General features: G+C 38.6%; 15 protein-coding genes and 1 tRNA gene. 8 read left to right on the top strand and 8 right to left on the bottom strand.

All coding sequences use genetic code 11. The features are described 5' to 3' along the window. Positions 1–63 precede the first annotated feature (63 nt). The 3 genes from WIW52_RS07810 to WIW52_RS07800 all read right to left on the bottom strand — a co-directional run bounded on the left by WIW52_RS07810 (position 64) and on the right by WIW52_RS07800 (position 4,366). Positions 64–1,599, bottom strand: a complete 1,536-nt coding sequence (locus WIW52_RS07810; RefSeq protein WP_337709708.1) for a 4-hydroxyphenylacetate 3-hydroxylase family protein — start codon at positions 1,597–1,599, stop codon at positions 64–66. Positions 1,600–1,736: 137 nt separating this feature from the next. Continuing rightward, complete coding sequence (locus WIW52_RS07805; RefSeq protein WP_337709706.1) at positions 1,737–3,161, bottom strand: phenylacetate--CoA ligase family protein; 1,425 nt, start codon at positions 3,159–3,161, stop codon at positions 1,737–1,739. 32 nt (positions 3,162–3,193) lie between these two features. Further along, positions 3,194–4,366 carry a 3-hydroxyacyl-CoA dehydrogenase gene (locus tag WIW52_RS07800; protein ID WP_337709704.1) on the bottom strand — a complete coding sequence of 391 codons (1,173 nt, stop codon included), beginning with the start codon at positions 4,364–4,366 and terminating at the stop codon, positions 3,194–3,196. A 93-nt stretch (positions 4,367–4,459) separates the two neighbouring features. On the opposite strand from WIW52_RS07800, the gene WIW52_RS07795 reads away from it, so the two are divergent. From WIW52_RS07795 to meaB, 5 genes are all read left to right on the top strand, one after another. Next, positions 4,460–4,912 carry a GNAT family N-acetyltransferase gene (locus tag WIW52_RS07795; protein ID WP_443295618.1) on the top strand — a complete coding sequence of 151 codons (453 nt, stop codon included), beginning with the start codon at positions 4,460–4,462 and terminating at the stop codon, positions 4,910–4,912. 154 nt (positions 4,913–5,066) lie between these two features. Beyond that, positions 5,067–5,378 (top strand): transcriptional regulator, encoded by a 312-nt coding sequence (locus WIW52_RS07790; RefSeq protein ID WP_337709702.1) that lies wholly within the window; start codon positions 5,067–5,069, stop codon positions 5,376–5,378. Between the two features lie 153 nt (positions 5,379–5,531). Continuing rightward, a tRNA-Trp gene (locus tag WIW52_RS07785) sits at positions 5,532–5,666 on the top strand. A 71-nt stretch (positions 5,667–5,737) separates the two neighbouring features. Next, the gene (locus tag WIW52_RS07780) at positions 5,738–6,166 is read left to right on the top strand and encodes a cobalamin B12-binding domain-containing protein (protein ID WP_337703206.1); all 429 of its coding nucleotides are present in this window, start codon (positions 5,738–5,740) and stop codon (positions 6,164–6,166) included. Then, a complete protein-coding gene (gene meaB, locus WIW52_RS07775; protein ID WP_337709700.1) occupies positions 6,156–7,091 on the top strand; it encodes a methylmalonyl Co-A mutase-associated GTPase MeaB in 936 nt (311 codons plus the stop codon). Before WIW52_RS07780 ends, meaB begins: the two co-directional genes overlap by 11 nt. Before the next feature lie 5 nt (positions 7,092–7,096). Here meaB and WIW52_RS07770 read toward each other — a convergent pair whose 3' ends face one another. The 4 genes from WIW52_RS07770 to ppcA all read right to left on the bottom strand — a co-directional run bounded on the left by WIW52_RS07770 (position 7,097) and on the right by ppcA (position 10,761). After that, on the bottom strand, positions 7,097–7,732 hold the full coding sequence (locus WIW52_RS07770; RefSeq protein ID WP_443295616.1) for a DUF2250 domain-containing protein: 636 nt from the start codon (positions 7,730–7,732) through the stop codon (positions 7,097–7,099). A 3-nt stretch (positions 7,733–7,735) separates the two neighbouring features. Then, positions 7,736–8,317, bottom strand: coding sequence for an alpha/beta fold hydrolase (locus tag WIW52_RS07765; protein ID WP_337709698.1), 582 nt, complete (start codon positions 8,315–8,317; stop codon positions 7,736–7,738). A gap of 63 nt (positions 8,318–8,380) precedes the next feature. Continuing rightward, positions 8,381–9,229, bottom strand: a complete 849-nt coding sequence (locus WIW52_RS07760; protein WP_337709696.1) for a hypothetical protein — start codon at positions 9,227–9,229, stop codon at positions 8,381–8,383. Further along, on the bottom strand, positions 9,226–10,761 hold the full coding sequence (gene ppcA / locus WIW52_RS07755; RefSeq protein ID WP_337709694.1) for a phosphoenolpyruvate carboxylase: 1,536 nt from the start codon (positions 10,759–10,761) through the stop codon (positions 9,226–9,228). The genes WIW52_RS07760 and ppcA overlap by 4 nt, the downstream gene beginning before the upstream one ends. A 70-nt stretch (positions 10,762–10,831) precedes the next feature. Between ppcA and WIW52_RS07750 the strand changes: the two genes are divergently transcribed. Next, complete coding sequence (locus WIW52_RS07750; RefSeq protein WP_337709691.1) at positions 10,832–11,290, top strand: peroxiredoxin; 459 nt, start codon at positions 10,832–10,834, stop codon at positions 11,288–11,290. Between the two features lie 24 nt (positions 11,291–11,314). On the opposite strand, the gene WIW52_RS07745 is transcribed toward WIW52_RS07750, so the two are convergent. Further along, positions 11,315–12,820, bottom strand: coding sequence for an NAD(P)H-hydrate dehydratase (locus WIW52_RS07745; RefSeq protein ID WP_337709689.1), 1,506 nt, complete (start codon positions 12,818–12,820; stop codon positions 11,315–11,317). Between the two features lie 139 nt (positions 12,821–12,959). Between WIW52_RS07745 and WIW52_RS07740 the strand changes: the two genes are divergently transcribed. Beyond that, entirely contained in the window at positions 12,960–13,385 is a 426-nt protein-coding gene (locus tag WIW52_RS07740) for a hypothetical protein (protein WP_337709687.1), read from the top strand. Positions 13,386–13,472: 87 nt separating this feature from the next. After that, positions 13,473–13,809, top strand: a 337-nt coding sequence (locus WIW52_RS07735) for a hypothetical protein (protein WP_337709685.1), incomplete at its 3' end; no start/stop codon positions are given.

The following is a 13,809-nucleotide window of genomic DNA, read 5'->3' as shown; positions in this document are numbered from 1 at the left end:
TAAATTTAATTTGTTAGAGTAAAACAACTAGTGAATAGGAAAAAGGGAAAGAAACAAAATACTTTACTGTTGCTTTTTCTCTTCAATCGATTTACTCTTCGCTAACTTCTCGGTTTCAGTATCTCTCCACGGTTCTGCCTTTTCAGTGAACTTTACGTTAGATTTCATTCCAGCTAACTTCTTTGCTACTTCTTCTGAATAGTTTAAGTCATAGAGTCTACTGAACATTATTCTCTGGGCAGCTGGACTACCTGCACCATGAACTGACTCTATCATAAACGCAACGCCCATGCTCACGTTCTCTAAAAGCCTAACCATTCTTAATCTATCTTCAGCTGTATAACCTTCTACTCCCTGTAAGTATTTTGCAATATACTCCCTTAGTTTAGGGTTCTTTAGATCCCACTCGCTTGGCGCAGTTCCTATGATTCCTCCTGCTATGTCTATTGCTAATTGTGATATCTGTGCGGGAAACCTAGCTACTAAGTGCTTTGTAACATTTGCGTGCATAGGGTTTACCCACCAGCAGTTAGGACAAGGCTGAACCGCATTTAGACTTGCGGCAATTCCTGCAGCATACATTGTCTCAGTAAGGAAAATCTCTTCTGTTAACTTTTCTTGAACGTGAGAAGCTTTCTCAACTCCAATTTGCTTTGCTAAGTTATATGTGGCTCCGATTATTACATCACCCAGACCGGCTTTACACCCTCCGTAACCTTGCCTATGATATGCAGAGAATATTTCCACGAGCTGTGAAGTGTATTGCCAGTCCCTTAGTAAGAACACCCTTTCCATTGGAACAAATACGTTGTCAAATATTACCAGCCCCTCATGATTGTAGAAATAAGGTAATGCATCTATGTCTCCTCCTTCCATTCTCCTTGCGTCGTTTAATTGTCTTCCAACTATGATCTTGATCCCTTCTGTGTCAGTAGGTATAGAGAATGCTACAGCATAATCTTGGTCTTCAGGACCCATTGCCCTAGTTGGGAGTACTACTATTTCTTCGCTGGCAGCTACACCTGTAATGTTTGCTTTTGCACCGGAAATGTATATACCATCCTTTGTTACTTCTGTAACTCTCACGTAAGCGTCTTTGTTCTTTTGCTGACTCGGCTTTAACGTCCTTACTCCTTTTACATCTGTCATCGCTCCGGCTAATGCTAAGTCCTTCTTTTGAACAGTCTTCAAGTACTCAACAAATCTTTCTTTAGGCTCAGTCTTACCCTTTTGTGCCATTAACTCCGTTATGATATACAATGTGTTAAGTGCGTCAAAACCTACACATCTCTGGAAACAAGCTCCAGTTTTGTGGCTTAATTTTCTTAAGAGTTTTACCTTAGCGGCTAAGTCATCTGGTGATCTGTGAATATGATTAAACCTGTTTACTTCTTCATTAATGAAAGGGCTCCATGCCCTTGCAAGCTCCTTGGTATCCTCTTCCCACGGAGCATCAAAGGTAGCCTTAAATGCCATTATTGAAGGTTTAAGAAATGGGTGAGTGGTTACGTCTTTTACTTCTTTACCCATCACGTAAATTTCAGCCTTATTCCTAACTTTTATTGCCTCTAAATATTGCTCTCCAGTTCTTAGTCCCATGGGTATACATTGGTGTTTAAAGTTTTTAAACTTTCGTATAACCAAAATTATCAATTTCATAAATAGGATATAGTAAATAAAAAAGGAGCGAAAATATAGTATATTTTACTCTTTTTATTTTTCTATCTGTTACATGTTTATTTCTTCTTTCTCTGGTCAAGGAAGACTTGTAACTTATATCCAGTCCAGACGCTCTGACCGGGTTTTAACCACTCTATCTCTACATCATCAGAATTTATACCTAATCTACTAGCTAGAATCTCCTTAGCTTGTCTATCGTATTGAGGGTCAACTAATTCCTTCCTTGTCTCTATCTTAATCTTCAGCTTATCCATTTCGTTGTCGTAAATCACGAGGTTGAACATACCGGTCGTATCAGGTATCTCATTTACAGCGTCTTCAACATATATCGGGAATAGTAGTTTACCTTTCACTCTGAACATCCATTCAACTCTTCCAGGTATAGGTTCTGCGAATCTCATGTGAGTAATGCCATACACTGGATCAGGATCTGTTATGAATTCGTTTTTTACATAATCACCCAGACTGTACCTGATCAAAGGCATGGTGAAATGATTTAACAATGTTGCTATTAGCTCTCCTCTCTCCCCTTCGGAAACCGGTTCATCGGTCTTAGGATCTACTATATCGAATATCTCCATGTCCTCCCATACTACCAGTTGTCCTTCCGAACCAGGTATCTCTACGGCCATATGACCGTCAGTAGTGCCCCAAACGTTTATGGCTAACTTAGCGTTAGGGTGGACTTGGAATAGTTTCTTCTTTGTATTTTCTGCCGCAGCTCCTCCGTGGAGGAGTAAGACTTTGAATGGTGTTTCCCATCCTTCAAGCTTAGCTTCCTCTCCGATAAGTCTGTGCAGCCATGGGGTTGTTGCGAATACGTCGACTTTCCATAATTTGAATATCAGCATGTGTCTGTTTTTCCATGAGAAGAAAGTCTCTCCTCCTCCAGCAATCGCTGTAGCACCACATCTCCACATTGCAGTTTCAACTACTGGGGGACCCCAACTATAGAAGCCGCTCATGTTGAGGTAATTAGCATAAACTATTGTTGGTTTTACTCCAGCAAAAGTCCAAAGGTACCTAGCTTGCCCCTCTTGGAAGTAGTCTAGTTCTAAGGCACCCCAACCTTGGAAGGTCGGAAGACCCGTAGAACCAGATGTAGCGCCTACGAATCTTATTCTCTTAGCAAGCTCGGGATGCATTATAGTTCCGAACGGGGGATTAGCTTGAAGGTCTTTTCTCAGTTCATCTTTTCTCAGAATCGGTATCTTCACAATATCTTTCCAATTCTTGATCATGTCTGGCTCGAAGCCTTTACTCTTCCAATAGTTTCTGTAAAACGGAATGTTATCCCAAGCCCATTTGACTATTCTCTTAAGCCTGAATGTCTTCAGCTTTTCTAACTCTTCTCTGGGCATTGTCATTACTTTTTTGTTCCACAATTTCTCAGAGGGGTCTGGAGGATATGCGTTTCTTATAAAATTCTCTCTCCTAAGTTCTTGATGAATCGCCTCATATTCGGCTAATACACTTGACATATACTTAGATTGTATAAACTATTTAAAAAGTATTAATATTTGTGAAAACCTTCTCCTTTGCCCTTCCCGATCTTACCTTCAGACACAAGTTTCCTAAGAAGCTCCGTGGGCTTATACGCTTGATAACCCTTAGAATATATGTCCTCGAGATTCTTCAATATCTTATCTAAACCCGCTTCGTCTGCCATCTCCATTAACCCCTTTGGGAAGTTGAAACCGTATATCATTACCGTATCTACGTCCTTAGCAGACACTATACCATTTTCTACCATCCAACTAGCTTCGTTAACGGCGAGTGAGATTAACCTCGCGGGATCTACCTTGCTTGATTCGGGCAGTTGGACTTTAGCGTATTTACCGGGGGCTGGATATGTATAGAATCCTTTTCCTGTTTTAACCCCCAAGTTTTTCTCGTTTACTTTAGTTTTGAACATTGAGCAGTTTACATCAGGAGTTCCTCTGACAACCAATACATTCCATATATCTACTACCACGTCGAGTCCTACATAATCAGCAAGTTCAAATAAGCCCATTGGTAACTTAAGTTTATTCCTAGCAGTACTATCAACTTCTTCTATTTTAGCTTCTCCGCTCTCTACTTCCCTACATGCTTCCTGAAGTAGTCTGATAAATATCCTATTAGAGACAAAGCCTGGTATTTCATATTTTAAACTCACCGGGATCTTATTCATTTTTTTAGCTAAGTCTATCGTTAAGTCTACTGTTTCTCGATTTGTATATTTACTTGGAATTACTTCCACGAGTTTCATTATAACTGGAGGATTAAAGAAGTGCATCCCTATTACTTTCTCCTTTCTATTTGTCGCCTCTGCTATATCTGAAATGGGGATAGATGACGTGTTAGTTGCCAATACTGCATGTGACGGCATAACAGTGTCCAACGTCCTGAACACAGTTCTCTTAAGCTCTAGCTTTTCGGGAACAGCCTCAATGGCAAAATCTGCATCTTTAGCAATGTCATAAGAGGTGTTAAAGGATATTCTATCCAGGGCAGCTTTAGCATCACTTATCTGTTTTCTTTCTGCTAGCTTGTTCAGGGACTCTGAAATGCGTTCTTTAGCCTTGTTTAAAAAATCCCAAGATATGTCTATTAGAGCAACTTCAAACCCAGAAAGTGCAGCTACTTCAGCTATTCCATGTCCCATTGTACCTGCTCCAACTACAGCTATTTTACTAATCATCATGTAAGAGAGAAAAAAGTAGATTATAAATAACCATGTTTTTACACCTTTTTTATTATCGTAAGTGTTTTTATACCAGATTACTAAAGTATAAATATGAGTTTGGAGCTACAAGTAAATTATCGTAAAGCAGAGGAAAAAGATTGGGAAAAAATTCTAGAACTTTATAACTCTTTATCGTCCGAAGATCTCTATTTACGTTTCTTTTCTTATCATAGGCTTACACTCGAAGAAGCAAAAAAGATAGTGAGCGGAGGAGATCACTACACTATAGTAGCCGAATCTGAAGGAAAAATAATAGGAGAAGGAACTTTATATAATGATGGAGAATTCGCTCTAGTAGTGCATCCAAATTATAGAAGAATAGGGATAGGAACTAAGATTGTGAAAAAATTGATAGAGAAGGCTAAAGAAGAAAAATTGTGTGGAGTAAAATTTTACACTCTGCCAGATAATTATCCCATGATAAGAATAGGGAAAAAGCTCGGATTTACAATTAGTGAAGATGTTGATGAGGTTTTTGGTTATTTAAAGCTAAATTGTAGTTAAAAATAATTAAAAATTACGAGAGAGTAAATTAACAAAGTTTAAAGTAACTTTTATTAAATTATAATACGAATGTTTATTGTAGTGAACAACTATTACTGGAAAAAAGTTAATAAGTAAAAAGATTCAAGCTCCTTGCGAGACCTCTATAAAAGAGGTGATACCAGCAATTAGGAGTATTTTGGCTCAGGAGTTAATTAAAAGAGGTTATTCTCAAAAAGATATAGGTGAACTACTCGGTATATCTGTTGCGGAGGTAAACTATCTTATTAAAGGTAAGAGAGGAGACTTAGAAATAGAGAAAGAGCTGGAAAATGATGAAGACTTCGCCGACTTAATAAACTCTTTTGTAAATAAACTAGTGAACGAGAAAGATAGCGAGGATACTGTGATCTCACTATGTCCTCTATGTAGTTACGCTAGAAGAAAAGTCTTAAAACAGGGTTCGGCTTGTCCTTATGATATATGATGAGCTTCCAGGCTCTGGAACCGTGAAGATAGATTGCAAGCGCTGATTTACGTAGTCTTGCTTTTCCTACTATCCTCCCAAAACTTCTTTCCTTGATTTCAGTTAAGTTTATTTTCTTTGTCTCCAAATCGATTTTAGTACATGATCGATAATGGGCCCGTAGCTCAGCAAGGTAGAGTGCCGGGCTCCAGATATGGAGAACATTGGGTCTAACGACCCCTTTATGGGGGATGAGCGGTATCTGGAAGAGAGACCCGGTGGTCCGGGGTTCAAGTCCCCGCGGGCCCATTATTTTTAATAGCTGGCTTGTCTTCTGTTCATACATATAAAGATTTTAAACAGTATAAGCGGTATTATATGTGATGAGTCAAGAGAGAAGAATTAAGGTTCTCGTGGCTAAGTTAGGTTTAGACGGACATGATAGAGGGGCTAAAGTAATTGCAAGGGCTTTGAAAGATGCGGGTATGGAAGTAGTTTACACGGGATTAAGACAAACACCTGAGCAAATAGTTAAAGCAGCTTTGCAAGAAGACGTGGATGTCATAGGAGTGAGCATACTAAGCGGGGCACACTTAGAACTGGTTCCTTTGGTAGTTCAACAAATGAAAGAAAAAGGATTAAACGATGTAGTGCTGGTAGTGGGAGGAGTTATTCCCCCACAAGACATACCTAAGTTAAAAGAGATTGGAGTTGACGAAGTATTTTTACCCGGATCAAGTTTGAAGGAGATTACTGAGAAAATAACTAAAGCGGTAGTTACTAAGAGGGGCTTAAAGATTGCTTCTTGAAAGAGCACTTGAAGGAGACGAGCTATCAATTTCACGTCTTTTAACAAAGATTGAATATATGTCCAGTGAAGGGTTAGAGAGCTTACAAGAATTAATGAAGAGATCAGGGAAAGCTCATGTAGTGGGAATAACAGGCTCTCCCGGAGCTGGTAAGAGCACCTTAATCGGAGAGTTAATCAAAGAATATGTAACTAGAGGCCATAGAGTAGGTGTAATACTGATAGATCCTTCAAGTCCGTTTAGCATGGGCTCTTTTATGGGCAATAGGATAAGATTGACAAGTGTTGAGGAAAAGAATGTATTCGTTAGGAGTATTGCCTCGAGGGGCCATCTAGGAGGTATATCTTCTGAGGCACTAATGCTTATTGAAGCATTAGACGGTCTTGGCTTCGACAGAATTATAGTTGAAACTGTAGGAGCTGGACAGACAGATACAGACGTAGTAAACGGAGTTCACACGATCGCTGTAGTAAACGTTCCGGGGACTGGGGATGAAATACAAGCTTTGAAAGCAGGAATTATGGAAATAGGGGATGTATACGTAGTAAATAAAGCTGATAAAGTGGAAGCAGAAATGCTGTTTAACGTCTTACGCTTCGCTATCGACACAGCAGAAGTAGATTATAGAGATGGATGGAAGCCTAAGCTCGTAAAAACGATAGCTACTAAAGGAGTAGGGATTAAAGAAACGGTAGATATTTTTGAGGAACATCTGGAATATTTAAAGCAAAAAGGTATCTTCGATAAGAGAATAAGAGAAAGAAGAATAAAGATGATGGAGTTACTATTGAGAAAGAAAGTAAACGACGTTATAACAAAAATCATTAGGGAAAACAACGAGATAATATCGAAGAAGCTTAATGAGGAACACGATATAATAGGTATTCTAAATGAAATTTATAAACTAGTTAAGGAAACTATGTGAGTCTTCTACTTTGGTATTACGCCTTGCCTTTTTAACTCCCTTACCACTAACTCTCCTATCCTTGAAAGACCGTAGTACTTATGATGTGTTCTAGTCTCCTTTTTTGGCTTAGACCTTCTCTCCCTAAATTTTATTATTTTAGCTTGAGCCTCTTCTAGTAGACCCATTCTTTCCAATTCCTCTAACTTAGGTGTTATCTCTTCTAACGGCTTATGCAAAAGCTTTGAATAAGTTAGAGCGTGATCTGCGTTTACCTCATCAGCTATCTTAAGAATATCCAGGGCGAACTGGTCGTTTTTAACTAAATCAATATATGCCTTTATCAATTCCTTCTCATCTAACTGTCTTAATAAGTGGTCTCCTTCTCTGGTCAAAGTGTAGTAAGTATGGTGTTTATGAACTTCTTTACTGAGCTTAAACTTTGCTTCAGTATTTTTCAGTGTAGCACCATGAACCCTTTCAATTAATCCTAACCTTTCTAGCCGGTCTAACAATTCTACTACTTCTTGAATGGGAATTTTTGTATTCAGCATTATCGACTTTCCATAGTCAACATTAGCCTTCCTTAAATGTTTCATTACCTCCAGAAGTCTCTTATCCTTTAGAACTTCCATTAGTTTTTTTCTCAACTCCTCATCCATAATTCACTCTCCCTTCAGGAAGTTGACTATAACGTTGTTAAAGCTTACATTATCATCTAGGTAACATGCGTGTTGCTTGCCTACTATCACAAGCTTCGCCGTGTTTACGGTCTTCATTATAAGCTCAGCATTACTTCTAGGAGATACTGAGTCTTTCTCACCCCAAATCAGAAGAATTCTCTTGCCTACTAAGTTCTTCAACTTGTCCTTATAAGCGGAGACACCTACAGCTCCGACTAACACCAGTCCATCTACCATGTCCGGGTTATCTACAGCGAATCCTAATACTGCTTCTCCACCCATGGAAGCACCTAATAAATATGCTTTGCTTATCCCTAAGGTGTCCATGAAGTCCTTTATAAAAGATGAAAGAGATTCAAAGCCCCCATTAGTAGACTTACCAAAGCCTGGAAAATCTACCGAGATTGTTCTATATCCCGCATTGGCTATACTTTCTACTGTCTTAGTTTCGACCCATGTATGAGCGTTAAATCTCGCACCGTGAAATAGAAGAAAAGGCTTTCCACTTCCTTCTTCAATAAAATGTATTTTAGCACCTTTTACATCGACATATCTGTCTTGCATAATTTAAAATATTTGACATCATCTAAAAACTTATTTCCTTAATTTTATACTTTGTTTTCTTATTTACTCATTTTTATCAATAAATTTGAGAATGAAATCTAAGAGGTTATCATTTAATTGGTACCTACCTACTTCGATATTCCATGACCTCACTACCTTGACATATTTCATAAATGAAGAAACGGAAACTAACCACGGAGGATAAGTAAAGAGACCTATAACTTTTTTAAATTCCTCGATTAAGAATGCTTTACCCGGTGTAACTACAAACATTAAATCTACGTCTAAAGATGTGTAGTTAGGGGAAAGCGCGTCGTTGTATGACTCGATTAATACGTTCTTGTAATTCTGAAAAACTCTCCGTGTACACTTCTCGGTTATCGCAGGCGAAGAATCAACAAGCTCCCGAAGTTTTTCCTTAGAGATTTCAGTAGCCTTAAAAATCTTCTTTAAGTGTAGAACTTTTCCCGTTAATGAGTCTGGGACTATCTTCTCGAAACCTTGTAGTGAGAAATGAAATATCGATTCGCAGTCGAAGACACGTAACATTACAATAACTCCTTCATTTATCAGTTCCTTGTAAAGCCTCACATCAAAGTTTATCTTTTGTAAATCTGGCGGTGCTAGTAATACTGCAAATGGATTAATCTCGTTTATTATGTTTATTATTCCGCTCTTTTCACTCTTATATCGTATTATTTCGTCATAGTATTTTAACGCATCATTTCCAACTAGAGCGTTTAACTCCTCACTTCTTAAGAGTGTCGAAAAGCTGTACCAAGCGTTATGACCTGCCACGGGTTTGTGAGGAAAAAATTCTATTCCATTCTGCCTTAAGGTTGATAATAAAGATAGAGAAAAAGTTGTTTTACCTGAGTCAAACTGTAACAAGCCGTTTACTAGTACTCTCATCCCAATGATCTTCTTATTTTAGCCATTTCTAAAAGGTAATTCTTAGCTTCATCTATGTGTCCTTCTTTCAACGCCAATAACGCCAGACTTGTCATTAAGTTATGCTTTCTACTTACGTAGTCATTTCCCCCAATGTGTATCCCTAGCTGATGTTCAACGAAATCGATATCTCCTTTTATCTTAGTCAGTGTATCCTTATCCACGTTCCAAATCTGTTTAAGTAGTTCAAGGGACTCCAAGCTAATGAATTTAGCAGCACATTGAATGTCATACTTAAAGTATTTATAGTTCTGGGATAATACCTCGAATTCTTTCTCGTTAAGTTTGCCTAAAGAGGAAATACCGATTATTTCAGGAGGTATACCTAGGCTGTAAAGCGCTCCAGTAAATGCTATCGCTCTGGGTAACGTTACTTTACCTGTACTTCTTGAATATCCAAACAGTCCTATATGCAATTTTCTCGCTCTTCTTCTAGGTAATAAAAGAGCTATCTTGTTTATAGCATCTGCCAAACTCTCTATTATTGGTTGATAACTTTCTGTATACAATCTAGCTATTTTTTTAAGAATATCTTCCTCGTCATCACTTAGTATGGGTTTCTCCTGCACATCTCTCTCGTTAACTTTCCTTATGGCACTTACTACCTGATCATCTTCATAATCATATTTGAAAGCTGACTGAACTGTATAAGTATAAACACCCCTGTACTCGTCCATTGTCCTATCTACATTATCAGGACTAAAATGTCCTCTAAACGGTAATGCTCCTACCCCTAACATAGGGAAGAAAGATATGTTATGTTGTTTCTCCATCTTCCCTAGTCTGCTAAGTGCATATTTCACCGAAAGTATAGCGGAGATCATCCCGTAGTTCATTGCAGGGTCTGACCTAGCCAGAAACACTCTCATATAAGGAGGTCTAAGAGCTTTAACATAACCACCTACTATCTCGTCTATTCTTAGCATAGAATCTCTGTCTTCGATGAGCGGTATTATTTCGATTTTTTTAGGGTTTATCTCACCTATAAGGTCTTTCACGTAAATATCATCGACGAGTTTCACGTCCTCTGTATTGACTATCACGTTCTCATAATATTTTAGGATAGAGATCAAATCTTTATAATCAGTAGTGAAAGGAAGAATCACCTCGAATACCGGAGGGGTAGGTTTTGTATCATAGAATTTCTCTGCTAGGTCATAGGTGATCGGAATACTTTGAAGAGTTTCCGCGAATACTTTCTTTTCGGCTCCCTCAATCTTCGGGTTCGGAATTCTGTAAGTCAGGAATATGTCCCTACCTAATACTTTTTCCTTGAAAAACTCAGGGTGTTGAGAAAGTAGTTTTCTGACTACGTGGGTATCTACGTCTTTTCCCTCTGCGTCCCACATGACCTCATCCACACCATAATGAGAATACGCTAAATAAGCTTCAATTACTTCGCCTTCACCGCTTATTACTTCGCCCTTATTCCACTCAGGCACTCTGGCATTATCAGGGTGTTGAGTTGACATAGTCTTAGGTATTTTCCTCATATTAGTAACGCGTGTGAAAATATGATATAAAAGCTTAAATTATTAAAAATTGTGGGTTAGATGATTACTTATGCCGTTAAGTAAAGGTATGGATGCCCCTGATTTTGAAGCTGAAGCAAGCAGTGGTAGAGTTAAACTTTCCGATTATAAGGGCAAATTAATAGTAGTGCTTTACTTTTATCCTAAGTCATTCACACCAGGCTGTACTAGGGAAATACAGAGGTTTGTAGAGCTGTATGACCAGTTCAAGGAACTATCCGCTGAAGTCATAGGAGTGAGCGTAGATTCTTTAAGTACTCAAAAGAGGTTCGCTGAGAAGTACAATGCAAAATTCCCGGTTGTTTCAGATAAAGAGAAAAAGATAAGCGAGGCTTATCAAGTATTAAATGAAAAGGGAACAAGTGCACAAAGAGTCACGTTTATAATAGATGAAAATGGGAAAATCATAGAGGTTCTTGAGAAATTAAAGAAAGCTGAAGAACATGCAGACAAGGCTTTAGAAATAGTAAAGAAAATGAGAGGGAAGTGAAAGGACGTTTAAACCGTTTAAACCCTAGTCTTTAATTATCCTTTTGTATACTTTGTTTTTGAATGCCTCTACCGGATTATTCAGCACCTCCGGTATGTGATCAACTATATCCGTAGCTACTAAATGTTCACCGAGTTTTTGATATGCTGTCGAACCTGCTAAGCTGTTCACAAAGACTCCCATATATGCGGAAGTATAAGGATTAACCTTTTGAGCCATAAATGTAGCCACGATCCCCGTAAGTGTATCACCGGTACCTCCTATCGCCAAAGCCGGATTACCAGTTTTATTCAACCTAAACTCCGAACCATTACTTATTACATCCACATAGCCTTTCAACAATACCGTGCATTTACACCTTTTAGCGGCGTCTATGACTTGTTTAACCCTCTCCCTTATAGATTCCTTTACAGTCTCTCCAAAGAAAATCTTGAATTCGCCAGCATGAGGAGTTATTACCGCGTTAGGGTAAAGTTCCCTCCCAGCATTGGCTTTGAGAGCATCGGCATCAATTACAGCAGGTTTATTTAACGACTTAAGGTAATCTACGATGACTCTAGAGGCTTCAACTGTTTCAGGCTCCATACCCATACCAGGACCTATTACTACAACATCCGCTCTATCTATCCACGGTCTAAGCTCCTCTAAATTCTCCTTTGATATGTTTTTACCCTTAAGTTTTATAGATATTAAATCGGGTGAGAAGCCAGCTATTATTCTTGCTGTTTCTTCTGGAGAGGCAACATAAACCAAATCGGCTCCGGTTCTCAAAGCTGCTAATGCTGATAGCGTAGGAGCACCGCTGAACGTATAACTCCCACCTATAATTAGAACCCTCCCGTTATCGCCTTTTTTGGCTCTGTAATCCCTTTTCCTTATGTTTATGACGAGGTCTCCAGGTCCCACGTATATTTCTGCTTCCTTCGGAATTCCAATTTTCTTTACGACTGTTTTCTCCGAAAAACATTGAAGACCTGGCTTTAGATCATGAAATGTCACTATCAAGTCAGGGTTTACATACTCTCCGAGTGCGCCACCAGTATCAGGATCTACTCCAGATGGTACGTCTATGGAAACCTTGAACCCTTTGCTTTCATTGAAAACTTTTATCGCTGTAGCGAAAGGCTCTCTGGGTTTACCAGAGAATCCCGTACCGAGCATCGCGTCGATTAATACGTCAGTCTGCACTGGAGAAAGTTGGGATATATCTTTTACCTCGGTTACTTTTACGGAATAGTCCATCTCTTCTATTACATTAAGGTTTAAGACAGCGTCCTTGTGTTTATTTTCGCCGAATAAGAAAACCTCTACTTCTGCACCATCTCCTGCAAGGTGTCGAGCTGTTACTAATCCATCTCCACCTTTTCCACCGTGTCCCACAAATACCTTGACCTTAAGGCCTTCAGGATCAAACCTCCTTATTATTTCATCTCTAACGCTCCTGCCGGCGTTCTCCATGAGTAATAATGTAGGTACTCCTATGGCTTCGCTGTTTATTTCCAGAGCCCTCATCTTTTTTGCGGATATCATAACAAATTAAATTATCCGTCAATATATGATAATTCTTTCTCAGACTCGGGTTACATCGTCACTTTTCAGCATTGGAGTTATTCATCATCTTTTTTCAAATATTTTTATAACACTAGAGCTTTTTAATTGTTGAGGGTAAATGAAAGGAACACAAACAGAAATGGGGCTAAAAGGACTGTTTATGGCTAATTCTGAAGACCATCTACTCCTCTCATTCACATCAGAAAAATTGTACCAACTTAACAGAAAGGAAGAGGCTCAAATGGTAAAAGAGAAGTCTCTCGTAGAGCTAGGTCATGCTAAAGGAATTCTTGAAAAACTCGTAAAGTATATGGGAGTTAATAGTATGAAAGAGTGGTTAAACGAAATCAAGAATAAGAAAGGTGACGATGTTAAAGAGGAATTTATGCTTACGTGTACTGTATATCTATTAAGCAAGCTCTTGTCAGAAAAAGTCAGTGATATAAAAGAGAAAGAAGAGCTTACGAAACAAGCGGAGATCTACTATCAAAAAGCTAAGGAAATTTACGAGAAACTTCTTGAATCTAACATAAATGTAGCCTAAACTTCATTAATTTTTTTAGATATATACGAAAAATGTTTAACAAATCTTTATATATCCGGTTAATATAATGATAAGTTGGGTACCTAAATGGTCTACCTCGCCCTCGAAAAAATATTAAACGAGTTTGCTGAGAAGGAAGGAAAAGAACACGTAGATACTTACAACAAAGTAGCCCTAACAGCAAAAGCTGAAGGCTACGCAGACGTAGAAGCAATGCTCTGCGCATACGCCGAGGAAGAAGCAAAAATAGCACAAACAGCAAAGAACATAAGCGAGCTCTTAAAGGTTAAAGCACTACTCAGTGAGTTTGCTGAGAAGGAAGGAAAAGAACACGTAGATACTTACAACAAAGTAGCCCTAACAGCAAAAGCTGAAGGCTACGCAGACGTAGAAGCAATGCTCTGCGCATACGCCGAGGAAGAAG

This window comes from Stygiolobus sp. RP850M, from assembly GCF_037389295.1.
Lineage (GTDB): Archaea > Thermoproteota > Thermoprotei_A > Sulfolobales > Sulfolobaceae > Stygiolobus.
The sequence above is the reverse complement of the archived record's forward strand: the minus strand, read 5'-3'. Positions and strand labels throughout refer to the sequence as shown.

Excerpts from the sequence above, each read along its gene's own strand:
- WIW52_RS07750 (WP_337709691.1), top strand. The coding sequence starts at position 10,832 with ATGCCGTTAAGTAAAGGTATGGATGCCCCTGATTTTGAAGCTGAAGCA.
- WIW52_RS07740 (WP_337709687.1), top strand. The coding sequence starts at position 12,960 with ATGAAAGGAACACAAACAGAAATGGGGCTAAAAGGACTGTTTATGGCT.
- WIW52_RS07795 (WP_443295618.1), top strand. The coding sequence starts at position 4,460 with ATGAGTTTGGAGCTACAAGTAAATTATCGTAAAGCAGAGGAAAAAGAT.
- WIW52_RS07765 (WP_337709698.1), bottom strand. The coding sequence starts at position 8,317 with ATGCAAGACAGATATGTCGATGTAAAAGGTGCTAAAATACATTTTATT.
- WIW52_RS07800 (WP_337709704.1), bottom strand. The coding sequence starts at position 4,366 with ATGATGATTAGTAAAATAGCTGTAGTTGGAGCAGGTACAATGGGACAT.
- WIW52_RS07770 (WP_443295616.1), bottom strand. The coding sequence starts at position 7,732 with ATGGATGAGGAGTTGAGAAAAAAACTAATGGAAGTTCTAAAGGATAAG.
- WIW52_RS07805 (WP_337709706.1), bottom strand. The coding sequence starts at position 3,161 with ATGTCAAGTGTATTAGCCGAATATGAGGCGATTCATCAAGAACTTAGG.
- WIW52_RS07760 (WP_337709696.1), bottom strand. The coding sequence starts at position 9,229 with ATGAGAGTACTAGTAAACGGCTTGTTACAGTTTGACTCAGGTAAAACA.
- WIW52_RS07810 (WP_337709708.1), bottom strand. The coding sequence starts at position 1,599 with ATGGGACTAAGAACTGGAGAGCAATATTTAGAGGCAATAAAAGTTAGG.
- WIW52_RS07745 (WP_337709689.1), bottom strand. The coding sequence starts at position 12,820 with ATGATATCCGCAAAAAAGATGAGGGCTCTGGAAATAAACAGCGAAGCC.
- ppcA (WP_337709694.1), bottom strand. The coding sequence starts at position 10,761 with ATGAGGAAAATACCTAAGACTATGTCAACTCAACACCCTGATAATGCC.